At 63.0% G+C, this 23342-nt stretch carries 23 protein-coding genes; 15 read left to right on the top strand and 8 right to left on the bottom strand.

Annotated features, from left to right (window positions below):
- Nucleotides 1-124 precede the first annotated feature (124 nt).
- Complete coding sequence (locus GWE18_RS11835; RefSeq protein ID WP_156438825.1) at nucleotides 125-277, top strand: Thivi_2564 family membrane protein; 153 nt, start codon at nucleotides 125-127, stop codon at nucleotides 275-277.
- 64 nt (nucleotides 278-341) lie between these two features.
- On the opposite strand, the gene GWE18_RS11830 is transcribed toward GWE18_RS11835, so the two are convergent.
- The 4 genes from GWE18_RS11830 to cysD all read right to left on the bottom strand — a co-directional run bounded on the left by GWE18_RS11830 (nucleotide 342) and on the right by cysD (nucleotide 5658).
- Nucleotides 342-542 carry a CsbD family protein gene (locus tag GWE18_RS11830; protein WP_275185920.1) on the bottom strand — a complete coding sequence of 67 codons (201 nt, stop codon included), beginning with the start codon at nucleotides 540-542 and terminating at the stop codon, nucleotides 342-344.
- Between the two features lie 85 nt (nucleotides 543-627).
- The gene (locus GWE18_RS11825; protein ID WP_275185919.1) at nucleotides 628-2790 is read right to left on the bottom strand and encodes a malate synthase G; all 2163 of its coding nucleotides are present in this window, start codon (nucleotides 2788-2790) and stop codon (nucleotides 628-630) included.
- A 132-nt stretch (nucleotides 2791-2922) separates the two neighbouring features.
- On the bottom strand, nucleotides 2923-4839 hold the full coding sequence (gene cysC / locus GWE18_RS11820) for an adenylyl-sulfate kinase (protein ID WP_275185918.1): 1917 nt from the start codon (nucleotides 4837-4839) through the stop codon (nucleotides 2923-2925).
- Between the two features lie 24 nt (nucleotides 4840-4863).
- The gene (gene cysD / locus GWE18_RS11815) at nucleotides 4864-5658 is read right to left on the bottom strand and encodes a sulfate adenylyltransferase subunit CysD (protein ID WP_275186003.1); all 795 of its coding nucleotides are present in this window, start codon (nucleotides 5656-5658) and stop codon (nucleotides 4864-4866) included.
- Nucleotides 5659-5912: 254 nt separating this feature from the next.
- On the opposite strand from cysD, the gene cysG reads away from it, so the two are divergent.
- From cysG to GWE18_RS11755, 12 genes are all read left to right on the top strand, one after another.
- The gene (gene cysG / locus GWE18_RS11810; RefSeq protein WP_275185917.1) at nucleotides 5913-7349 is read left to right on the top strand and encodes a siroheme synthase CysG; all 1437 of its coding nucleotides are present in this window, start codon (nucleotides 5913-5915) and stop codon (nucleotides 7347-7349) included.
- Nucleotides 7346-7657, top strand: coding sequence for a DUF2849 domain-containing protein (locus tag GWE18_RS11805; RefSeq protein ID WP_275185916.1), 312 nt, complete (start codon nucleotides 7346-7348; stop codon nucleotides 7655-7657). The genes cysG and GWE18_RS11805 overlap by 4 nt, the downstream gene beginning before the upstream one ends.
- A gap of 12 nt (nucleotides 7658-7669) precedes the next feature.
- On the top strand, nucleotides 7670-9325 hold the full coding sequence (locus GWE18_RS11800; RefSeq protein WP_275185915.1) for a nitrite/sulfite reductase: 1656 nt from the start codon (nucleotides 7670-7672) through the stop codon (nucleotides 9323-9325).
- Entirely contained in the window at nucleotides 9312-9827 is a 516-nt protein-coding gene (locus tag GWE18_RS11795; RefSeq protein ID WP_275185914.1) for a DUF934 domain-containing protein, read from the top strand. The genes GWE18_RS11800 and GWE18_RS11795 overlap by 14 nt, the downstream gene beginning before the upstream one ends.
- A gap of 2 nt (nucleotides 9828-9829) precedes the next feature.
- Nucleotides 9830-10555 (top strand): phosphoadenylyl-sulfate reductase, encoded by a 726-nt coding sequence (locus GWE18_RS11790; RefSeq protein WP_275186002.1) that lies wholly within the window; start codon nucleotides 9830-9832, stop codon nucleotides 10553-10555.
- A gap of 138 nt (nucleotides 10556-10693) precedes the next feature.
- Entirely contained in the window at nucleotides 10694-11683 is a 990-nt protein-coding gene (locus GWE18_RS11785; protein ID WP_275185913.1) for a sulfate ABC transporter substrate-binding protein, read from the top strand.
- 65 nt (nucleotides 11684-11748) lie between these two features.
- Nucleotides 11749-12555, top strand: coding sequence for a sulfate ABC transporter permease subunit CysT (gene cysT / locus GWE18_RS11780; RefSeq protein WP_082646402.1), 807 nt, complete (start codon nucleotides 11749-11751; stop codon nucleotides 12553-12555).
- A 10-nt stretch (nucleotides 12556-12565) separates the two neighbouring features.
- Nucleotides 12566-13534, top strand: a complete 969-nt coding sequence (cysW, locus tag GWE18_RS11775; RefSeq protein ID WP_275185912.1) for a sulfate ABC transporter permease subunit CysW — start codon at nucleotides 12566-12568, stop codon at nucleotides 13532-13534.
- Nucleotides 13531-14580, top strand: coding sequence for a sulfate ABC transporter ATP-binding protein (locus GWE18_RS11770; protein WP_275185911.1), 1050 nt, complete (start codon nucleotides 13531-13533; stop codon nucleotides 14578-14580). Before cysW ends, GWE18_RS11770 begins: the two co-directional genes overlap by 4 nt.
- 236 nt (nucleotides 14581-14816) lie before the next feature.
- Complete coding sequence (locus GWE18_RS11765; protein ID WP_057854533.1) at nucleotides 14817-15314, top strand: CAP domain-containing protein; 498 nt, start codon at nucleotides 14817-14819, stop codon at nucleotides 15312-15314.
- 137 nt (nucleotides 15315-15451) lie between these two features.
- Nucleotides 15452-16627 carry a patatin-like phospholipase family protein gene (locus GWE18_RS11760; protein WP_275186001.1) on the top strand — a complete coding sequence of 392 codons (1176 nt, stop codon included), beginning with the start codon at nucleotides 15452-15454 and terminating at the stop codon, nucleotides 16625-16627.
- 5 nt (nucleotides 16628-16632) lie between these two features.
- Nucleotides 16633-17421 (top strand): 3-hydroxybutyrate dehydrogenase, encoded by a 789-nt coding sequence (locus GWE18_RS11755; RefSeq protein ID WP_275185910.1) that lies wholly within the window; start codon nucleotides 16633-16635, stop codon nucleotides 17419-17421.
- 25 nt (nucleotides 17422-17446) lie between these two features.
- Here the strand turns inward: GWE18_RS11755 and GWE18_RS11750 are convergent, their stop codons facing one another.
- Together GWE18_RS11750 and GWE18_RS11745 are read right to left on the bottom strand one after the other, a co-directional pair.
- Complete coding sequence (locus GWE18_RS11750) at nucleotides 17447-18277, bottom strand: sulfite exporter TauE/SafE family protein (protein WP_275185909.1); 831 nt, start codon at nucleotides 18275-18277, stop codon at nucleotides 17447-17449.
- 292 nt (nucleotides 18278-18569) lie between these two features.
- Entirely contained in the window at nucleotides 18570-19928 is a 1359-nt protein-coding gene (locus tag GWE18_RS11745) for a polysaccharide biosynthesis C-terminal domain-containing protein (RefSeq protein ID WP_275185908.1), read from the bottom strand.
- A 312-nt stretch (nucleotides 19929-20240) separates the two neighbouring features.
- On the opposite strand from GWE18_RS11745, the gene GWE18_RS11740 reads away from it, so the two are divergent.
- Complete coding sequence (locus GWE18_RS11740) at nucleotides 20241-20513, top strand: hypothetical protein (RefSeq protein ID WP_275185907.1); 273 nt, start codon at nucleotides 20241-20243, stop codon at nucleotides 20511-20513.
- Nucleotides 20514-20646: 133 nt separating this feature from the next.
- Here the strand turns inward: GWE18_RS11740 and GWE18_RS11735 are convergent, their stop codons facing one another.
- Entirely contained in the window at nucleotides 20647-21480 is an 834-nt protein-coding gene (locus GWE18_RS11735) for a protein-disulfide reductase DsbD domain-containing protein (protein ID WP_275185906.1), read from the bottom strand.
- Between the two features lie 135 nt (nucleotides 21481-21615).
- On the opposite strand from GWE18_RS11735, the gene GWE18_RS11730 reads away from it, so the two are divergent.
- Nucleotides 21616-22266 carry a YqgE/AlgH family protein gene (locus GWE18_RS11730; protein WP_275185905.1) on the top strand — a complete coding sequence of 217 codons (651 nt, stop codon included), beginning with the start codon at nucleotides 21616-21618 and terminating at the stop codon, nucleotides 22264-22266.
- Nucleotides 22267-22432: 166 nt separating this feature from the next.
- Here the strand turns inward: GWE18_RS11730 and GWE18_RS11725 are convergent, their stop codons facing one another.
- Nucleotides 22433-23320: a TauD/TfdA family dioxygenase gene (locus tag GWE18_RS11725; RefSeq protein WP_275185904.1), complete on the bottom strand. Its 888-nt coding sequence runs from the start codon at nucleotides 23318-23320 to the stop codon at nucleotides 22433-22435.
- Nucleotides 23321-23342 lie beyond the last annotated feature (22 nt).

Genomic DNA, 23342 nt, shown 5'->3' with positions numbered 1-23342 from the left:
GGGCATTGAAACGCTTGCGATTTTGCCCACGAGATTTGTAGTTCCCCGTTTGGAACCCGCGGCGCCGTTTCACGTTAACAAACCACTAACAGCGCATTTTCGGCGAGCGCCGGAGGGGGACCACATGCTTGTCAGTATTCTCATCACGTTCCTGGTCGTTATCCTCGTTCTCTATCTCATCAACCTCCTGCCGCTCGACGGCCGCGCCAAGCAGATCGCTCGCGTCGTCGTGATCATTCTGGGCGTGATCTCGCTGTTGAGATACATCACGGTCTAGGGCCACGACCCAAACGAAAAGCCCCGGCCGATGCCGGGGCTTTTGATGTTCGGGAAGCGCGACCCTACTTCAAGCTCTTGAACCAGTCGTCCACGTCCTTGCGTATCTGGTCCTTGGCAAAGCCGTAGCGCTGCTGCAGCTTGCCTTCGAGTTGTTCGCGGCGGCCCTCGATGACGTTGAGATCGTCGTCGGTGAGCTTGCCCCACTTCTCCTTCGCGGAGCCCTTGAACTGTTTCCAGTTTCCTTCGACCCTGTTCCAGTCCATCGTCATCTCCTCCAGCAATTGAGATGACGATCAACGGCAATCCGCGCCGGACGTTCCTATCGGAACCGCGGCATCATGACATGACTCAGCCCGCGGCCTTCGCCTCGCGGCGGCGCGCGGTGAGGATGTATTCGGTGTAGCCGTTCGGCTGCTCGCGGCCCTTGAAGATGAGGTCGCAGGCGGCCTCGAAGGCGACACCGTCGAAAGCGGGCGCCATCGGCTTGTAGAGCGGATCGCCGGCGTTCTGCTTATCGACCACGACCGCCATGCGCTTCAGCGATTCCATCACCTGATCCTTGGTGACGACGCCATGCGCCAGCCAGTTCGCCAGATGCTGGCTGGAGATGCGCAAAGTGGCGCGATCTTCCATCAGCCCGACGTCATGGATGTCGGGCACCTTGGAGCAGCCGACGCCCTGGTCGATCCAGCGCACGACATAGCCGAGGATGCCCTGGCAGTTGTTGTCGATCTCCTGCTTGACGTCGTCGGGCGCCCAGTTCGACTGCGACACCGGGATGGTGAGGATGTCGGAAAGCTTGGCGCGCTGTCCGCCCTTGGCGAGCTCCTGCTGGCGCGCGATCACGTTGACCTGGTGATAATGCAGCGCGTGCAGCGTGGCCGCGGTCGGCGAGGGCACCCATGCCGTGGTCGCGCCGGCCTGCGGATGGCCGAGCTTCTGGGTCAGCATGTCGGCCATCTTGTCAGGGGCCGCCCACATGCCCTTGCCGATCTGGGCGTGGCCGGGCAGGCCATCGATCAGACCCATGTCAACATTCCAGTCTTCGTAGGCCTTGATCCAGGGCTGCGCCTTCATGTCGTTCTTGCGGATCATCGGACCCGCTTCCATCGAGGTGTGAATCTCGTCGCCGGTGCGGTCGAGGAAGCCGGTATTGATGAAGCAGATGCGCTTCGAGGCGTTCTGGATGCAGGCCTTCAGGTTGACCGTGGTGCGGCGCTCCTCGTCCATGATGCCGACCTTCATGGTGTTCTCGGGCAGCGACAACAGCTTCTCGACTTCGCCGAACAGTTCGCAGGTCAGCGCGACTTCGTCGGGGCCGTGCATCTTCGGCTTGACGATGTAGACCGAGCCGGTGCGGCTGTTCTTCGTTTTGGAATTGCCCTTGAGGTCGTGGATTGCGAGCAGGCCAGCGACGGCCGCGTCGAGCAGGCCCTCCGGAATCTCCTCGCCCTTTTCATCGAGCACGGCGTCGGTGAACATGTGATGGCCGACATTGCGCATCAGCAGCAGGCTGCGACCGTGCAGCGTCAGCTCCTTGCCGTCGGGCGTCTTGTAGACGCGGTCAGGGTTGAGAGATCGTTGAACCGTCTTGCCGCCCTTCTCGAAATCGGCCGAAAGCGTGCCGTTCATCAGGCCGAGCGTGTTGCGATAGATCAGCACCTTGTCTTCGGCGTCGACGGCGGCGACCGAGTCTTCCATGTCGAGAATGGTCGAGACCGCCGATTCCAGGATCATGTCGGCAACGCCTGCCGGATCGTCCTTGCCGATCGCATGGTTGCGGTCGATCTTGACCTCGATATGCATGCCGTTGTTGACGAGCAGGATTGCGGAAGGCTGGGCGGCGTCGCCCTGGAAGCCCGCGAACTGCGCCGCTGATTTCAGCGCGGTAGCGTTGCCGCTCTTGAGCTTCACCGCGAGCTGGCCGGCGATGATGCTATAGGACGTCACGTCGGTGTGGCTGCCGGTCGCCAGCGGCACGGCGGCATCGAGGAAGGCTTTTGCCTTTGCGATCACCTTGTCGCCGCGCGCCTTGTTGTAACCCTTGCCGCTCTCGCCGGGATCATGCGGGATCGCGTCGGTGCCGTAGAAGGCATCATACAGGCTGCCCCAGCGCGCATTCGCCGCGTTCAGCGCGTAGCGGGCATTGGTGAGGGGAACGACGAGCTGTGGTCCGCAGATCTTGCCGATTTCCTCGTCGACATTTGACGTCTCGACCGTCTGCGTCGCCGGCTCGGGGAGGAGATAACCGATCTCCTTGAGGAAGACCGTGTAGGCGTTCATGTCGAACGGCTTGCCTTTGTTGGCGCGATGCCAGCCGTCGATCTTGGCCTGCAGTGCGTCGCGAAAGGCGAGCAGCTCGCGGTTTTTCGGCCCCAGCTTCTTGATGATGGCAGCGACACCGGCCCAGAACGCGTCGGGGGAAATCCCGGTCTTCGGGGTCGCCTCCTTGGCGATGAAATCGAACAGGACAGGGGCGATCTTCAGTCCGTGGGCATCGACACGATTCATGATGGGCTTTCTCAAAAGAAATGGCGCTTACACGCTGCTTTCAGGCGAAAAGCAGCAAAAAACGCGCCAAAGGGGCGGCGTTGGCCGCCCTTTTTGCCCTAAAGCCGGGTCGATGAGAAGGCCCCAAAAGGCCTAGATATTGGCCGCCAGATCCACCAGTTCGTCGAACAGGATGCCGGTCTCGGCCAGCATCCGCTCGATCTCGTCGGTCGCATCCGAAACCGTCTTGGCCGAGGTGTCGATGCTCAGCTCAGCGCGGGCCGGCGGCTGATAGTCATTGCCGATACCGGTGAACGCCTGCAGCGTGCCGGCGCGCGCCTTGGCGTAGTGGCCCTTGGGGTCGCGGCTCTCACAGACTTCGGCCGGCGTCGCGACATAGATCTCGCGGAAAGAATTGTCGGCGATGCGGCGTGCCGCGGCGCGATCATCCGCCGACGGCGAGACCGCGGCGACGACGGCGATGTGCCCGTTGCGCGCCAGATGGGTCGCGACTTCCGCCAGCCTGCGGATATTTTCAGTGCGGTCCTGCGCCGAGAAGCCGAGATCGCCGTTGAGACCCGCGCGCAGCGTGTCGCCGTCGAGCAGGATCGGCGAGCCGCCGCGCGAGAACAGCCGGCGCTCAAGCGCGCGCGCGAGCGTGGATTTTCCGGAGCCCGGAAGGCCGGTCAGCCAGACCACCGCGCCGTTGTGGCGATAGCGCGCCGAGCGTTCTTCGGGACGCAATGCAGATTCGACCGGCACGATGTCGATCGGAACGGCGCGCTGCCCGGCGTCGACCGACAGCACGAGGCCGCCGCCGGCGATGCGGCCGTTGACCTCGATCACCAGCCGCCCGGTGCGCGGATTGTCCTGATAGGGGTCGGCCGCGATCGGCTGCGCCAGCGAGATATCGATTTCGCCGACATGATTGCGCGCGATCGCCTTGGTCTCTTCGTTGGAGAGCTCGCCGGGATCGACCGCCTTTTCGATCGCGACCACGCTGGCGCGGCTTTCGCGCGTGCCGAGGCGGATCAGGATCTGGTCGCCTTTCGACAGCGGCTTGTCGTGCAGCCAGAAGATCCGCGCGCGAATCCGCCGCGTGTCGCGCGGGGTCGCGCCGGCGTGCGCAATGACATCGCCACGTTCGATGAACAGTTCACGGTCGAGGGTGATGCCGACCGAGCGGCCGGCGCCGTGGCTGCCCTTGAGCGGCGTCACCGGCCAGCTCTCGACGGTCTTGATCTTCGCGATCTTGCCGGCGGGCATGATGACGATTTCGTCGCCTGCGCTCAAATGTCCGGACTCGATGCGGCCCGCAACGATGCGGCGGTCGTCGAACTTGTAGATCGCCTGTACCGGCAGCCGCAGCGCGAGCTGCTCCAGCGGCCGGGCCGGTTCGAGCGCATCGAGCGCCTCGACCACGGTCGGTCCCCGGTACCAGGCGATGCGCGCCGTGTGTTCGGCAACGCCGTCGCCGTCGCGCGCTGAAATCGGAACCACGGCCGAGGGCGTCACGCCGAGGTCGGTCAGATGCGCCGAAATCTCGTCGCTGATCTCCTTGAAGCGATCGGCGCTGAAATCGACGCGGTCCATCTTGTTGACGACGATGGCGACCTGCTTGATGCCGAGCAGATGCAGCAGATAGCCGTGGCGCCGGGTCTGGTCGCGCACGCCTTCCAGCGCGTCGATGATCAGCACCGCACCATCGGCCTGGGAGGCGCCGGTGATCATGTTGCGCAGGAATTCGGCATGGCCGGGCGCGTCGATCAGCACGACGTCGCGCGAGCGCGTGCGAAAGCGGATTTGCGTGGTGTCGATGGTGATGCCCTGGTCGCGCTCGGTCTGCAGCGCATCGAGCAGGAACGACCATTCGAACGGCATGCCGCGCCGCGCGCTGACCGCTTTCAGCATCTCCAGCTTGCCTTCGGGCAGGCTGCCGGTCTCGTGCAGCAGGCGTCCGACCAAAGTGGATTTGCCGTGATCGACATGGCCGACGATGACGATGCGGACCTGCGGGCGCGTGGTGCCGTTGGGGGTGGCCGAGACGGCCGTGGGGAGGATCATGTTCATCAGAGCGCTCACACCAAATGTCCGTCAGAGATAGCCGGCGACGCGCAGCCGCTCGAAGGCGTCTTCGGTCTCGTGATCCAGCGCGCGGCCGGCGCGCTCCGGCACTTTGGTGCCGTCGAGTTCGGTCAGGATCTCATCGATGCTCGAGGCGGTCGAAGCCACTGGATTGGTGATGTCCTGGTCGCCCAGCGAGCGATAGCGCTTGCCGTCCTTCGAGAGATAAAGCGGGATGATCGGAATGTTTTCGCGCTTGGTGTAGGCCCAGATGTCAGCCTCGGTCCAATGCAGGATCGGATGGATGCGCAGATGCGCGCCGGGAGGCGGCGAAGCATTGAACTGGTCCCAGAACTCCGGCGGCTGATCGCGCACGTCCCAGCCGCCTTCGAGGCCGCGCGGCGAGAACACCCGCTCCTTGGCGCGCGTCGCCTCTTCATCGCGGCGAATGCCGGCGATCAATCCGTCAAAGCCATATTTGGTCAGCGCCCACTTCAGTCCCTCGGTCTTGCGGGCGGCAGAGCGCGCGGCCGGCGGCAAGGTCGGATCAACCGCGTCGATCGGCGGGCAGGGCTCAATCTTGAGATCGAGATCCCACTCCTTGCCGAAGCGATCGCGGAACGTGTACATCTCCGGAAACTTCTTGCCGGTATCGACATGCAATGCCGGAAACGGCACGCGGCCGAAGAAGGCCTTGCGCGCCAGCCAGATCATCACGTTGGAATCCTTGCCCAGCGACCACAGCAGCGCGAGTTTTTTCAACCGTGCGAACGCTTCGCGCAGAATGTAGATGCTCTGCGCCTCGAGCTCGTCGAGATGATCCATCGAGGGTGGCGGCAGCCGTCCGTCGGCAAAAATTTGTGGGACGGCGGAGCCGCTTTTGAGGTCGGCGCCACGCAACCGGTCTTTGGCAGAGTCGGAGTTGAGAAGATGCATCTCTTGGGCCTTGGCCTTGAGGGGCGAAAATTCTATAGTTGCGACGCAATAGAGAAGAAATAATTTTCTCTTTGCGGCCGTCGAATGAGACATATATAGAAAATAATTCCAGTCAACCCCGAAGTGGGGGAAGCGAGTTTCGCATGCGATTCCTGCCCGTGTTTCTCGATCTGCAAAGCGGCGTGGTGCTGCTCGTCGGAGCCGGTGATCTCGTGCGCGCGAAGCTGCGCCTGCTGGCATCGGCCGGCGCAAACATTCGCTGGTTTGCGACCGATGGCGGTCATGACGTTTCGGGGCTCGATGCGGCTGCTGCCGCCAGGATCGAATGCGCAACCGGCGATCCGCTCACGGCCGATCTCTCGGGCGTCATCGCGGTGCTCTGCGCCGGCGCCGGTGACATCGGGGTTGCGATGTCGGCGCGCGCGAAAGCGGTCGGCCTGCCCGTCAATGTGATGGATGACCTCGCGCATTCCACTTTCATCTTTCCCGCGATCGTCGATCGCGGCGACGTCGTCGTTGCCGTCGGCACCGGCGGCGCGTCGCCGGTGGTGGCGCGCCGCGTACGCGAGCACATCGAAGCGGTGCTGCCGGCACGCATCGGCGATCTCGCCGCCTTCATCGGCGGCTTTCGTAAATCGATGCATGCGCGCATTCCCGAATTCCCGTTGCGCCGCCGTTTCTGGGAGCGCGTGATCGACGGCCCGATCGGCGCGTTGGTCCTCGCCGGGCGCAAGAGCGAGGCCGAAAAAGCGCTGAACGAAATCGCCGATCCCTCCGCCTTCGCCGGCGCGGGCAAGGATGGCAAGGCCGAGGGCAGGGTGACGCTGGTCGGCGCCGGGCCGGGCGACCCGGATCTGCTCACCATCAAGGCGCTGCGCGCGCTGCAGGATGCCGACGTCGTGTTCTACGACGAACTGGTCTCGCCGGAAATTCTCGATCGCGTGCGCCGCGACGCTTCGCGCATTCCGGTCGGCCGCCGCGTCGGCAAGCCCGGCATCGGCCAGGATGCAATCAACAAGCTGATGATCGAGGCTGCCAAGGCCGGACAGCGCGCGGTGCGGCTGAAGGGGGGCGATCCCTTCATCTTCGGCCGCGGCGGCGAGGAGATCGAAGTGTTGCACGCAGCCGGCGTCGCCTGTTCGGCGGTGCCCGGCATTACCGCAGGGCTCGGCGCCGCCGCGCAATTCGAGGCACCGCTGACCTATCGGCATGAAGCGCTGCGCATCACTTTCCTGACCGCGCACAAGGCAAAGGACGCCGAGAACGTCGACTGGTCGGTGCTGACCGACAGGAAGATGACCATCGTGGTCTATATGGGCATGACGGCTGCACCGTCGGTGCGCGCAGGGCTCTTGGCCGCGGGCCGGTTGCCGCAAACGCCCGTCGGTGTGTTCGCGCGGGTGACGCGGCCGGACGCCCAGGCCGTGGTCGGTACGCTCGAAAACCTTCCCGCGCTGGTCGAGAAAATCGATGGCGGTCCCGCCATCCTCATCATCGGCGACGTCGTCGCGCATTCCGCGCCGTGGCGCCAGTCCAACCTCAATCAAGTCATCTCCAAACTGCTGGATGCTGCTGAATGACCTCTCCGCTTCAACAAAAAATCAAGATCACGGGCCCGTCGATGGTTACCGCCAACCGTACGTCGGATGGCGTCGTGATCTATCGCACCGCCAAGCAAGGCTGGTCGGCGAGCCTGTCGGACGCCGCGATCGTCCGCACCTCCGATGAGGCGCGGGCGCTGCTGGCCGAAGCCAATGCCGACGACGTCGGCGCGGTCGGCGCCTATATCGCGCCGGTCGAGCTCAAGGACGGCGGGGAGATCAAGCCCGGCAACCTTCGCGAACGCATTCGCTCGAAGGGCCTCACCATCGACCTTCTTCCGGCCTGAGGCTGATCCATCATGTACGCATATGACGAGCTCGATCGCACGCTGATCAACGAACGCGTGTCTGAATTTCGCGATCAGGTGAAGCGCCGCCTCTCCGGCGAGCTTACCGAGGACGAATTCAAGATGCTGCGACTGCAGAACGGCGTCTATCTGCAACTGCACGCCTACATGTTTCGCGTCGCCATTCCCTACGGCACGCTGTCGTCGAAGCAGTTGCGGCGGCTCGCCCATGTGGCGCGGCGCTACGACCGCGGCTACGGCCATTTCACCACGCGCCAGAACATCCAGTTCAACTGGATCAAGCTTTCCGAACTGCCGGATGCGCTCGCCGAACTCGCCGAGGTCGGCATCCACGCGATGCAGACGTCCGGCAACAACATGCGCAACGTCACCTCGGACCAGTGGGCCGGCGTCGCGCCCGGCGAGGTCGAGGATCCCCGCATCTGGTCGGAGATCCTGCGCCAGCACACCACGCTGCATCCGGAATTCTCGTTTCTGCCGCGCAAGTTCAAGATCGCGATCACCGCGTCCGAGCATGATCGTGCCGCGATCAAGGTCCACGACATTGGCCTGCGCCTGCACAAGAACGCAGACGGCGAGACCGGCTTCGAGGTGCTGGTCGGCGGCGGCTTGGGCCGCACGCCGTTCATCGCCAAGACCATCAAGCCGTACGTAGCCGGCCGCGATATCCTGAGCTATGTCGAGGCGATCCTGCGCGTCTACAACCAGTACGGCCGCCGCGACAACATCTACAAGGCGCGCATCAAGATCCTGGTCCATGAGCTCGGCATCGAGAAGTTCGCCCGCGAAGTCGAGGAGGAATGGAAGCAGATGGGCCACGGCGCCCTGACGCTCGATCATTCCGTCGTCGAGGAAGTGCGCTCGCGCTTCTCCTATCCTCCTTACGAAAAGCTGCCGCACATGCCGGACGAGCTGAAGCAGGCCGCGCATGATCCGCTGTTCGAGCGCTGGCGCAAGAACTCGGTGGCCCCGCACAAGGTTCAGGGCTATTCGATCGTAACGCTGTCGCTGAAGCCGGTGGGCGGTCCGCCCGGCGACGCTACTGCCGACCAGATGGATGCGGTCGCCGATCTCGCCGACAGGTATTCGTTCGGCGAAATCCGCGTCGGCCATGAGCAGAACCTGGCGCTGCCGCATGTCGCCAAGCGCGACTTGCCGCAGTTGTGGAAGGCGCTCGACCGCATCGGGCTCGCCACGCCGAATGTCAACCTGGTCACCGACATCATCGCCTGCCCGGGGCTGGATTACTGCTCGCTGGCCAATGCGCGCTCGATTCCGATCGCGCAGGAATTGACCCGACGCTTCGCCAATCACGACACCGCCGAAATGATCGGCCGTCTGCACATCAACATCTCCGGCTGCATCAATGCCTGCGGGCATCACCATGTCGGCCATATCGGTATTCTCGGCGTCGAGAAGAACGGCGAGGAATTCTACCAGATCACGATCGGCGGCCGTGCCGACGAGAACGCGCAGATGGGCGCGCTGATCGGTCCGGCCGTTCCCTATGCGGAAGTTGCCGACGTGATCGAAGACATTGTCGAAGCCTATTTGGCGCTGCGCGACCGTCCCGAGGAGCTGTTCGTCGATACGGTGAAGCGTCTGGGCGTCGAGCCTTTCAAGGAGCGGGTCTATGCCACTCGTTAAGAACGGAAGAATCACCACCGATCTGTTCGTCCATGTCGCCGACGGCGCGGAACTGCCTGGCGACGGCGACATCCTGATTTCGGCGGAACGCTTTCTCGCCGATCCCGACATCTTGTCGCGCCGTCCGGGCAAGACCGGCGTGGTCTGGCCGAACAATCGCGCCGTCGACGATCTCGTGCCTTATCTTGAACGCCTTGCCGCTGTCGCGCTGGTGTTTCCGACCTTCCGCGACGGCCGCGCCTACAGCCAGGCGCGCCTGTTGCGCGAACGGCATGGCTATGACGGCGAGCTGCGCGCCACCGGCCAGGTGCTGCGCGACCAGTTCGTATTCATGTCGCGCGCCGGCTTCGACGCCTTCGAGGTGAAGAAGGACGCCGATGCCGACGCCTTCGCCGAGACCATGAAACGCTATTCGGTGTTTTACCAGCCGACCGGCGACGGCCGCCTCACCGCGCTCAATCGGCGGATGCAGTTGCGTCATTCGGAGAGTGCCGGCCAGTGACCATGATCTTACGGAACGCCCTCAGCGCGGATGCGGCGATCTTGCATTCGGCGCAGACGCTCGACCATGCCTTGCGCGACGCGTCGCCGGCGCATGTCATTGAAACGGCGCTCCGGACCGTCGGCCGCGAACAGCTTGCGCTGGTGTCGTCGTTCGGTACGGAATCGGCGGCGCTGCTCAAGGTAATGGCGGACGTCGATCCTGCGATTCCCGTGATCTTCCTCGATACCGGATGGTTGTTCGAGGAGACGCTCGCCTATCGCGACACGCTGATCGCGACACTCGGGCTTCGCGACGTCCGCTCGATCAAGCCGCTGGAAGAAGCGCTTTCACGCCAGGATCCCGATCGCGAGTTGTGGTTTTCCGATCCCGACGCCTGTTGCCGTATCCGCAAGGTGGAGCCGCTGGCGCGGGCGCTGAAGCCGTTCTCGGCCTGGATCAACGGGCGCAAGCGTTTTCAAGGCGGCGCGCGCGCCGGGATTCCCGTCGTCGAGGAAGACGGCGCGAAGCTGAAATTCAATCCCTTCGCCAACGTGTCGCGCGAAGAGATCGAGGCGATCTACAAGCTTGCCAAATTGCCGCCGCATCCGCTGGTCGCCTCGGGCTACCTGTCGGTCGGGTGCATGCCGTGTTCCAGCCGGACCTCGCCGGACGAGGAGGCTCGCGCTGGCCGCTGGCGCGGCAGAGCCAAGACGGAATGCGGCATCCACACGATGAAAACTTCCTAGAATTCGGCCTTCATAGGACAACGAGGCTGCGGAACCGCAAACAATAAAATGCGGTTTCGTTGACTAAGCGACCTTTCGTCGCGACTTATGCCTCCGTGCCTTGATGGTATGCTTCATCAAGCCGAATGGAGATCAACGATGATCCGTCGCATTCTGCCGCTCGTTGCTGGGTTGCTCTGGGCAAGCTCGGCCTTCGCTGCCGATTACACCCTGCTCAACGTGTCCTACGACCCGACGCGTGAGCTCTATGCCGACTTCAACAAGGCGTTTGTGGCGGCCTACAGCAAGGAGACCGGCAAGAGCGTCGAGATCAAGCAGTCGCATGGCGGCTCGGGCTCGCAGGCGCGTGCCGTGATCGACGGCCTGCAGGCGGATGTCGTCACGTTGGCGCTGGCCTATGACATCGACGCTATCGCCGCCAAGGGCCTGGTGGCTCCCGAATGGCAGAAACGTTTGTCGCTCAATGCCTCGCCTTACACCTCGACGATCGTGTTCCTGGTGCGCAAGGGTAACCCCAAGGCGATCAAGGATTGGGACGATCTGATCAAGCCCGGCGTGCAGGTGATTACGCCGAACCCGAAGACCTCGGGCGGCGCGCGCTGGAACTACCTGGCGGCGTGGGGCTTTGCTGAAAAGAAATTCGGCTCCGCCGACAAGGCGAAGAAGTTCGTCGCCGATCTCTTCAAGAACGTCCCGGTGCTCGACACCGGCGCGCGCGGCTCGACGGTGACGTTTGTCGAGCGCGGGGTGGGCGACGTGCTGCTGGCGTGGGAGAACGAGGCGTTCCTGGCGCAGCGCGAGTTCGGCAAGGACAAGTTCGAGATTGTGGCTCCGCCGCTGTCGATTCTCGCCGAGCCGCCGGTGGCTGTCGTCGACAAGGTTGCTGACAAAAAAGGCACCCGCGCCGTAGCCGATGCCTATCTGAAGCATTGGTATACCAAGGAGGGTCAGGAAATTGCCGCACGCAATTCCTACCGTCCGCGTGATTCGGAAATCGCGAGGGAATACGAAAAATCCTTCGCGAAGGTCGAACTTTTCACGATCGACGACGTTTTCGGTGGTTGGACCAAGGCGCAGAAAGATCACTTCGGCGAAGGCGGCATTTTCGACCAGATTTACAAGAATTGATCTGGCCAACGGCCAGCCGTAGCGAAGGGGGATTTGTGAGCACAGCGGTCGCGCGGCGAAGCAGCCTGCCAGGGTTCGGTCTCACCATGGGACTGACCCTGACATGGCTTTCCGTTATTATCCTCATTCCGCTCGCCGGTCTCTTTCTCAAGACGCTCGAGCTCTCGCCAATACAGTTCTGGGAAATTCTCACCAGCCGCCGCACCCTGAATGCGCTGAAGATTTCGTTTGGCCTTTCCTTTGCGGCGGCCTGCGTCAATTTGGTGATGGGCACGATCATCGTTTGGGCGCTGGTGCGGTATCGCTTTCCCGGCCGGCGGCTGTTCGACGCCATCGTCGACATTCCCTTTGCGCTGCCGACTGCGGTTGCCGGCGTGGCGCTGACGCAGTTGTTCGCGCAGAAGGGCTGGCTGGGGGCGCCGCTGGCTGAGCTCGGCATCAAGGTTGCGTTCACGCCGATCGGCATTTTCATTGCGATGGTTTTCATCGGCATCCCCTTCGTGGTGCGCACGGTGCAGCCCGTGCTGATCGATCTCGATCCCGAAATCGAGGAAGCGGCCGCGAGTCTTGGCGCCAACCGCTGGCACACCGTGTTCCGGGTGATCATGCCAAGCCTGATTCCGGCGCTATTGACCGGCTTTGCGCTGGCGTTTGCCCGCGCGGTCGGTGAATACGGTTCGGTGATCTTCATCGCCGGCAATCTGCCGAACGTGTCGGAAATCGCGCCGCTCCTGATCGTGATCCGGTTGTCCGAATTTCGCTATGCCGATGCGACGGCGATCGCCGTTGTCATGCTGCTGGCTTCGTTCGTGATCATCTTCGCCGTCAACCGCCTGCAACGCTGGGCGCAAACCCGCATTCCCGCGCACTGAGGGCCGGTCGATGTCGACGCAAACGAGCTTTGTGACTCCGGCGGCCCGGCTGCAGGCTTACGCCTCTACGGCGGATCTCGCCGTTTCCCCACCATCTGCCCGCAAAGTCAGCGACCGCGCCCGCCAGGCTGCTGCCTCCAGGGATCTGCGAAGCGAGCCCGGGCCGATCCGGTTCATCATCATTGCGCTCGCGCTGTCCTTTCTCACGATTTTCGTCGTGCTGCCGCTGGTGGTGGTGTTCGCATCGGCCTTTTCCAAGGGCATCAACGCCTATTTCGCGGCGCTTGCCGAGCCGGAGGCCCTGTCGGCGATCAAGCTTACTTTGCTGGTGGCGGCGATCTCGGTCAGCCTCAATCTGGTGTTCGGCGTGATCGCAGCCTGGGCGATCGCAAAGTTCGATTTTTCCGGCAAGACCTTTCTGATCACGCTGATCGACCTGCCGTTCTCGGTCAGTCCGGTCATCTCGGGCCTCGTCTTCGTGCTCCTGTTCGGCGCGCAGGGCTATTGGGGCACATGGCTGCAGGCGCACGACATCCACATCCTGTTCGCCGTGCCGGGCATCGCACTGGCAACGATCTTCGTGACGTTTCCCTTCGTCGCCCGCTCGCTCATTCCGCTGATGCAGGAGCAGGGCACGCAGGAGGAAGAGGCCGCGATCTCGCTCGGAGCGTCAGGCCTGCAGACCTTCTTCCGCGTCACTCTGCCCAATATCAAATGGGGCCTGTTGTATGGCGTACTGCTGTGCAACGCGCGCGCCATGGGCGAGTTCGGCGCGGTGTCGGTCGTCTCTGGCCATATCCGCGGCGAGACCAACACCATGCCACTGCTGGTCGAAATCCTCTATAATGAGTATCAATTCGTGGCGTCGTTTGCGATTGCCTCGCTCCTGGCGATGCTGGCCCTGATCACGCTGGTCGTGAAGACCGTTCTCGAACAGCGTCTGGACGAAGGACAAACCCCAGAAGGACGATCTGAGTGACAATTGAAGTCAAAAACATCGTCAAGAAATTCGGCTCGTTTGCCGCGCTCGACAATGTCGATCTGAAAGTCGGCAAGGGCGAATTGCTGGCGCTGCTCGGCCCGTCCGGTTCGGGCAAGACGACGCTGCTCCGCATCATTGCCGGGCTCGACTGGCCGGATGCCGGCGAGGTCACGATCGATGGCGAGGACGCGCTCGGCCACGGCGCGAGCGAGCGCCATGTCGGATTCGTGTTTCAGCACTACGCGCTGTTCCGCCACATGACGGTGTTCGAGAATGTCGCCTTTGGCCTGCGCGTGCAGCCGCGCGCCGTGCGCAAGGACGAAGCCACGATCCGCGCCCGCGTCAAGGAATTGCTCGACTTGGTGCAGCTCGACTGGCTGGCCAACCGCTATCCGAGCCAGTTGTCCGGCGGCCAGCGGCAACGCATTGCGCTGGCGCGCGCGCTTGCGATCGAGCCGCGCATCCTGCTGCTCGACGAGCCTTTTGGCGCGCTCGATGCCAAGGTGCGCAAAGAGCTGCGGCAATGGCTGCGCTCGCTGCATTCGGAAATCCACGTCACCTCGATCTTCGTCACCCACGACCAGGAAGAGGCGCTCGAAGTCGCCAACCGCGTCGTTGTGATGGACAAGGGCCGTATCGAGCAGATCGGCACGCCCGGCGATGTCTATGACAATCCCGCCACCGCCTTCGTCCACGGCTTCATCGGCGAATCCATCGTGCTGCCGGTGGAGGTTGCCGGCGGCTCGGTGCGGCTCGGCGGCCAGCCGCTCAATATCACCGCCGATGGCGCGGCCCCCGGCGCCTCAAAGCTGTTCGTCCGCCGCCACGACATGCAGATTGGGCCGGCCGGAACCGGCTCGCTGGAGGGCGCGGTGCGCCATGTCCGCTCGTTCGGTCCGATCCAGCGGGCGGAGATCGCGCTGTCGGGCGGTGAGGGCAAGACCGTGATTGAGATCGACGCCCCGCGGGACCGGGAACTCCAGGCCGGCGAGATCATCGGTCTGCAGCCCCGCCGCTACCGAATCTTTGCTGCCCAGGATTGATTTCGTAGCCCAGTAGCCCGGATGGAGCGCAGCGTAATCCGGGGCTGCTTGCCACGCGGACGGACCGTTCCCGGATTGCGCTTCGCTTCATCCGGGCTACCCGCGCCAAATGTTGCTGTCATTCCGGGTTCGATGCTGCGCATCGCCCCGGAATGACACCCCGTTCACCATTCAGCCACGGTTGGTATGCAACAACGGCCGTCCAGCCTTCGGGGATTCTTTGGGGGATTCTATCAGTGAAACGGGCGACTACCGCGATTATCGGGCTCTTGCTGCTTGCCGGCTGCTCGGCAGACGTCAAAATCCCGGATCAGCCGGCCATGTATCTCGACATGGCGCAACCCGGCGCCACGCTCGATCCGGCCGCTGCGGCGATCATGATCTCGCAATACCGCCAGAACAACGGCCTCGGCGCCGTGGTGGTCGATCCCGAGCTGATCAAGCTCGCCGAGCAGCAGTCCCGGGCGATGGCGGCACGCAACAAGATGGACCACAATGTGAAGGGCCCGCTGGAGAAGCGGCTCGGCGCTTCCGGCTATCCAGCGACGCTCGCGGTCGAAAATGTCTCGGCTGGATACCACACCCTGGCGGAGGCCTTCTCCGGCTGGCGCGATTCGCCGCCCCACAAGGCGAATATGCTCAAAAACGGTGTCACAAAATTGGGCATCGCGGCGACTTATGCTCCAGGCACCAAATACAAGGTGTTCTGGACGCTCATCCTTGCATCAACCTGAAGCAGGTCCGGAACACGGGCGTCGCGCCTCACGAGGCGATAAACTCGGCGTGATCCTTGCTTCCGATCTCGCTGATTGACGCCGTCGCGAACTGCCGCCACGGTGCCGCTGTCATTGTCTACTCGCCGACGGTCACGATGGATCTTTCCGACTCTGCGCCAGCCACGACACCCGCCATGGCGCAGCGCGTACTGGTGCTGCAAGGTGGCGGTGCGCTCGGCTCCTATCAGGCGGGTGCCTTTCAGGCGCTGTGCCGCTCGGGCTTCGAACCGGAATGGGTCGCAGGCATTTCGATTGGCGCCGTCAACGCCGCGATCATTGCCGGCAACGGCCCTGAAACGCGCGTCGATCGCCTCAAGGAATTCTGGGAGATGGTGTCATCTCCGGTGCCGTGGAATCCGGTCGCATCGGGCGATCGGGCGCGCTCGCTGTTCAACGAAACCAGCGCCGCCCTGATCGCTACCTTTGGCGTGCCCGGCTTTTTCACGCCGCGGATTCCCCCGGCGCCGTTGTGGCCGCCGGGCAGCCCGCAGTCGCAGAGCTATTACGACACCGCGCCCTTGAAGAAGACGCTGGAACGGCTGGTCGACTTCGATCGCATCAACGATCTGAAAATGCGGCTCAGCGTGGGCGCAGTCGGCGTGGCCTCGGGCAATCTCAGATATTTCGACAATTTCGAGTTCAGAAAACTCGGCAAGAAGATCGGGCCGGAGCACATCATGGCCTCCGGCGCGCTGCCGCCGGGCTTTCCATCCATCGTCATCGAAGGCGAGCACTATTGGGACGGCGGCATCGCCTCCAACACGCCGCTCGACTATGTGCTGGCTGGGGAAAACAACCGCGATCTTCTGATCTTTCAGGTCGACCTGTTCAGCGCGCGCGGCGAAGTGCCGACATCGCTGCTCGAAGCCGCCGAGCGAGAAAAGGACATCCGTTATTCCAGTCGCACTCGCATGACTACCGACAAGAACAAGCAGATACACAACGCGCGGAAAGCGCTGCGCGAGCTGCTTGGAAAGCTGCCCGATCACCTCAAGAGCGATCCATCGGTGGAAGTCCTTTGCAACGCGGCGAGGGAAAACACTGTCACCGTCGTGCACCTGATCTACAAGAGCAAGAACTACGAAACCTCGTCCAAGGATTACGACTTTTCGCATGTCGCCATGGTCGAGCACTGGAACGCTGGCGTCCGTGACGTTCATCTTTCGATGCGTCACAAGGATGTGCTGGAGCGTCCGCAATCAGACGAGACCATGATGGCCTACGATATGACGGGGGATATTCCGAAGTCCCCCGGAGCCAAGCAGGAGTGAATGGAATGGGTACGTTAAAAGGCAAGACCGCTGTCGTGACCGGCTCGACCAGCGGCATCGGATTGGCTTACGCGCGCGCTTTCGCCGCCGCCGGCGCCAATGTTGTGCTCAACGGCATGGGCGTGCCGGCCGATATAGAGCGCGAGCGCTCCGGCATCGAGACCGATTTCAAGGTCCGGGCCGTGCATTCGCCCGCCGACATGACCAAGCCCGCCGAGATCGCCGAAATGATAGCGCTTGGCGAGAAGACTTTTGGCGCGGTCGATATCCTCGTCAACAATGCCGGCATCCAGTTCGTATCGCCGATCGAGGAATTCCCGCCCGAGAAGTGGGAAGCCATCATCGGCATCAACCTGTCGTCGGCGTTTTACAGCATCCGCGCCGCGGTGCCCGGCATGAAGAAGCGCGGCTGGGGCCGCATCATCAACACGGCTTCCGCTCACTCGCTGGTCGCTTCGCCGTTCAAGTCGGCCTATGTCTCGGCCAAACACGGCATCGCGGGTCTCACCAAGACGGTGGCGCTGGAGCTTGCGACTTTCAAGATCACCTGCAACTGCATCAGCCCGGGCTATGTCTGGACGCCGTTGGTCGAGAAGCAGATTCCCGACACCATGAAGGCGCGCAACATGACCAAGGAGCAGGTCATCAACGATGTGCTGCTGGAGGCGCAGCCGACCAAGGAATTCGTGACCTCGGAGCAGGTCGCAGCGCTTGCGCTGTTCCTGTGCAGCGACGATGCCGCCCAGATCACCGGCGCCAATCTGTCGATCGACGGCGGTTGGACCGCGGCGTAGGGAAGATGCATGCCAGGAGCACGCTCTAACGGGCGGTGCTCCCGGTAACGGCTGCGACGCTCTCCGTCGAGAAATGCAGCTCGTTGACGACAAGCTTGCCGGCGACCAGAACCAGAACCGAGGCCAGCACCAGCCTCAACACGGTCTCCGGCACCCGAACCGCACAATAACTGCCGATAACGATGCCAGGCAATGAGCCTATCAGCAGCACACCCATGAGCGCCCAATCAACGGAACCCAGCGCCCAGTGGCCGATGCCCGCCACCAGCGTCAGCGGCACCGCGTGCGCGATGTCGGAGCCGACGATGCTTGCCATCGGCAGGCGCGGATAAAGCAGCAGCAGCGCGGTTACCCCAACTGCGCCGGCACCCACCGACGAGATCGAGACCAGCACGCCCAGCGCTACGCCGACCATCACGGTCGCGCTGCCGGTCGTCGAGGCATCGAGCCGTTCCATACGCCGGCGGTATCGATCCATTATCGCCTTGCGGAAGATCAACGATGTCGCGGTGAGGATGAGCGCAAAGCACAGCACCAGATTGATCAGGCTGCGCGCGGATGCCCCGTTGAGGTCGAGCTGCCACAGCACGAGCAGCGTCACTATGCTCGCCGGGATGCTACCGCTGGCGAGGCGCATTACGGCCGGCCAGTGAATGCTGCGGGCCCAGCCATGCACCACGCTGCCGCCGGCCTTGGTAGCCGCAGCGTATAGCAGATCAGTGCCGACGGCGGTCGCTGGATGAATGCCGAACAGCAGGATCAGCAACGGCGTCATCAGGGAGCCGCCACCGACACCCGTCATTCCGACCAGCACGCCGACGCCGAATCCCGATGCAACGTACAGTGGATCAATCATTTCCAGGATCAGATCTCGGTTCCAGTGCTCAACTATATATCAACGTCGGTACAGCCGTTCCATCTCTCGCAAAGGATCGAAGGAAATAAGAATGTTTCATGCGAACAGGGGACTTCGTTGGATATTTTCCCCATTATGCCAGCAATCGACGATAGCTGCGTCCTGCGGCTTCAAATGAGGCAGATGCAAGGCGTAGGCTGAACCGGGGAAACGGAAAAAGCCGATTGCTAACTAATTCAGGGCCAACAGATCAGCGCGGGCGTGGCACTTGCCGTCTCATTGATCTTCCGGATCAGCGCTTACCGAACGCCAGCACATGCAGCCCGAGCCGCCGGCGCACGATCCAGAACAGCAGCACCGTCTCGAACGCCAGCGAGATCGAGGTCGCGGCCGCCGCGCCATGGCCGCCAAAGCGCGGCACCAGCATCACGCACAGCACGAGGTTCATGACGAAGGCGAGTGCATAGGCCAGCGCGCAGATGTGCTGGTGGCCGAGCATGTTCAAGAGCCGCTCGACCGGGCCGATCGCGGATCGCACCACGAGCCCAATAGCGGCAATGAACATGATGTCGTAGCCGACCACGAATTGCGGTCCGAACAGCCACAACAGCGGCTTGCCGAGCGCCAGCAGCAGGACGGTCGCGGCGAGCGACGGCCAGAACGTCCACTGGATCGCGTGCGCCACATAGGCCGACAGCCGCGGCTTGTCGCCCTGCGCGTGATACTCGGCAAAGCGATGCGCCGTCGTCGCCGCCATCGCGTAGTGAATGAATGAGACCAGCGCCAACGTCTTTATGACAGCGAAATAGACGCCGACTTCTTCCGACGAGCGGAACTGCTGCAGCACCAGCACGTCGGTATAGGACAACAGCAGGTAAAATCCTTCGACCATCAGGATCGGAAGTGAGACCGCGAGCCAGCCGCGGAAATCATAGGCCTTCGGACCGGGCTCGATATGGCCGCTGAGCCTGCGGTTCAGCACGACCATCTGGCCGATCATCGCGGTCCATACCGCCGCGGCGCTCGCCCACATCGCGGCGGTGGCGCCGAGATTGAAGCCGAGCACGAAGGCGCCGGCGGTGAGGCCGATGATCAGCGACTGCCTCACAATGAATTGCGGCATCAAGCCGAGCTGCATCCAGTCATGCGAGCGGGCGATGCCGTCCTGGGTGTTGGCGACGACAAACGCCGGCAACGTCAGGCAGCCGATATATAGGGGAACGATCGCGTTGGCGTCGATCCACGGCGACAACCCCCTCACCACGCCCGCCAGCAGCAGCGAAACGATGGAGGAGACGGCGAAGGTGATCCAGCGGCTGCCGGAGAGAAAGCCGCGCAGCAGGGCATGTTCGCCGCGCGTTCGATACTCCGGAATGATCTTCTGCGCCGACGCCGAGATACCGAAATCCATCATGCTGCCGAGCAGCAGCACCCAGGTCCAGACATAAACATAGACGCCGTAATCCGAGCCGCCCATCCAGCGCGCCAGCAGGATCTGCGAGAAGTAGGCGAGCGCGGCGCTGAAGACGCGGATGATGAAGATCGTGCCGGCCAGCCGCCTCGTGACGGAGGCTTCATTGGAGCCGCCAAGCAGCGCGCGCAGGCGCGCGATCACGCCGGCGGGCGCGGCGGTTGCGGATTGCGTATCCATCACGGCCACAAGGGTGCATCCCCGAAACGCGCCGCGAGGCGGCGGCGATCGTCGGATGTATCAACCATTCGTTAAGATTCGGTTGGATCGCGGGCTAGCGACGCGCAGTTCCCGGGCGGCGCATCAGGCGCCTTCGGGCCGCGACGTAACGTCACGTTTCAGGGGCGAGATAGCTCCATCACGGCATGTGACGCGCAGTAAGTGGTGCTTCCGCGAACCCAAGCAGGCCCACGCAACCCAGCGCGCTGGAACTTTTCGGAGCTTTTCCAACTTTTAGCCCCTGGCCGCATGGTGCGGCCGGGGAGGAAAGATATGAAACTACTGCTTGTCACTGCTGTAGCGATCACCACCGCGCTGGCCGTCAGCCCGGCTTCTGCCCAGAAGGCTGCTGCCCAGAAGACGGGTTGCACAAGCGAAAACATGGCCAAGCTCGTCGCGTCCGGTAACGCTATGCCTGATAGCCCCGGCAAATTTGCGATGATGAAAGAGATGGGCGCGGCGAATACCGCCATGTCAAAGGGCGACATGCGTAGCGCCTGCAAGAGCTATATGCGCGCCCAGCAAATGAGCGGCCAGAAGAGCTAGGAGGACACACGTTGCTGAAGAGGAGAGCTGCCAAGCGCCGGCTCTCCTCTGACTGGAAGCGTCGCTGCACCGGTGGAAACACCTTGCGGCATCGTGGCGCGGCTGAGCACGTCCGCAGGAGCGGCAGGTCGCGTCAATTCAAACTGACGTTGAACTCGTAGGCCCGGTCACCGCCGACCAGGGTCAGTTTCAGTGCGGCGCCTTCGGGACTGGCGCCGGGCGGCAGGCCGTCGAGTTCGAAGGCAAAGCGTTTGACGCCGGGCGGGCCTTGCTCCACGAGCTTGGGAACCGGCAGCGCCCAGTCGGGCGTCGGCCCCTCGGCGAACAGGTTGACCTCCCTGGCCTCAGGCGCGGTCACGTCGACCAGCACGTTCTTTCCCTCGCGCTTGACGTCGCGGATCGTCAGCGGATTGGGGTCACCCACATTGGCGGGCTTCGGCACCGCATTGAGCGCATCGGACAAGTTGCCGTCCTCGGTGCTGGCCACACTGGCAAAAGCGAGCTCGGCATCGGCTTCGACGGGAATGCAGATCTTGTCGCAGACGGCGTAATTGATGTGGGCGCGCAACGTCACCGGCTTGTCGGCATTTTTGGCGACGATCCGCAACGGCAGCACGACTTGGTGCTTATATCCCAGCGCGGTGCCGCCCGCGCCATCGTCAAATTTCTTCGGTGCCGGCCACAGCACGGTCACGGCCTCGACATTATCCGACTTGGAGAAATCGAAGCGTGGCGGGACGCCGGAATCGCCGGGCGTTCGCCAATAAGTCTTCCACCCCGGCTGCAACTGGATGGCTACGCCGCCGAGCAGCACCGTGCCGCTGCGTGATCCCGCCAGCAACCGGACCGCGGAATGGGCGTCGCGTTGCCACGGCGACGCATCCTCGGCGCGAACTTCCGACGTCGCACACGCTACACATAAGGCGGCGACGCCGAGCGCGGCGCGCAGGGGAACTATCGCAATCATGGAACGTCTTTACAGCCAAGTTTCCAAGCAAACCATTGAATTGCGTGTGATCGGCCGCCGAATGACGCCGGAAGCTTGATTGACAGAAACCGAACCCGATATCAGGATATGAGCCAGCAAGAGAGGCCTTTGCGGATGAGCCCTGAAGGCAAGACACCGAAGTCCGTTCGCCGCAAAGCCGCCGGCTTTGGCGATAATTCGTCCGGCGGCGGTTACATGGATGGCCGGCTGCTGATTGCCATGCCGGTCATGGGCGATCCGCGCTTCGAGCGCTCCGTCATCTATATGTGCGCGCACTCCTCGGAAGGGGCGATGGGCATCATCGTCAACCGTCCGGCCGGCAGCATCGACTTTCCGGGATTGCTGGTGCAGCTCGACATCATCGAGAAGGCCGACCAGATCAAGCTGCCGGAAAACGCCGAGTCCATGCAGGTGCTCAAGGGTGGCCCGGTCGATACCGGCCGCGGCTTCGTGCTGCATTCGAGCGACTTCTTCATCCAGGACGCGACGCTGAACATCGACGACGACATCTGCCTGACCGCGACTGTCGACATCCTCAAGGCGATCGCCAAGGGTACCGGACCGAAGCACGCGATCCTGGCGCTGGGCTATGCCGGCTGGGCGCCGGGCCAGTTGGAAGACGAAATCCAGCACAATGGCTGGCTGCATTGCGACGCCGACCCGGACCTGATCTTCGGCGACGACGTCGACGACAAATACCAGCGCGCGCTGCGCAAGATCGGCATCGATCCCGGCATGCTGTCGAACGAGGCCGGGCACGCGTAGGTGTTTCCAGGAACGTTGTCCCATCCACGGTGTCGTCCCTGCGCACGCAGGGACCCATACGCCGCAGCCTATCCGTGAAATGACGGGACAGCTATCATTTCAGACAATCAACAACGGTGGTTATGGGTCCCTGCGTTCGCAGGGACGACGATGGTTCTGTGGCAACCTACTCCGCCGCCTGCTGCTGCACCGTCGGCTCCGTGCCGGCAACCGTGGCGCGGCGCATGTCGCGGGGTTGCGACTGGTCATAACGCCGCACGCGGTGCATGGTCTGGCGGTTGTCCCACATCACGAGGTCATGCACAGTCCATTTATGGACGTAGACGAATTCCGGCTGCGTGGCGTGCTCGGTGAGGTCGCGCAGCAACAGCCGCGCCTCGGGCATGCTCATGCCTTTGATGGCGCCCGCATGCGATGAGAGGTACAGCGACTTGCGGCGATGCACCGGATGGGTCCGCACCAGCCGCTGCAGCACCGGCTTGAACATCTCTTTCTCTTCGTCGGTATAATCCAGGAAGCCGAGCGAGCCGCGCGAATACATCAGCGAATGCTCGCAGATCAGGTCCTCGATCTCGGCCTTGGTCTCGTCGTCGAGCGCGTCATAGGCCGCGCGCATGTCGGCGAATTCGGTGTTGCCACCCTTCGGGTTCACCACCCGCGCCGACAGCAGCGAAAATTTTGCCGGGATCGGGCGGAACGAGCTGTCGGAATGCCACAGGCAGTTTCCGAGATTGAACAGATGGGTGCGGCTGTCGCGCGGCAGCGGTTTGCCGTCTTTGCCGAGATTGGAGACGTCGTTCAGCCCCGTGGTCAGCCGGTAGTCTTCCTTCTTGGTGATGGTGCCGCCCCGCGCCTTCTCGCGCTCGCCGAAATTCAACGCAAAGGCCAGTTGCTGTTCGTCCGTGATGTCCTGGTTGCGGAACAGCAGCACGGCATATTTGTCCATGCCGGCCTCGATGTCGGCCGCTTCCTGCGGCGTCAGGGGCTTTCGCAAATCAACGCCCGAAACCTCGCCGAAAAAATGCGGATGAAGCTGCCGGATCATGACCGTCATGGCGTCTCTCCAGTATGCGGCG

It is taken from the genome of Bradyrhizobium sp. CSA112, assembly GCF_029051645.1.
GTDB lineage: Bacteria > Pseudomonadota > Alphaproteobacteria > Rhizobiales > Xanthobacteraceae > Bradyrhizobium.
Note: the sequence above shows the minus strand (reverse complement) of the source record. Positions and strands in the feature narration are given on the sequence as shown.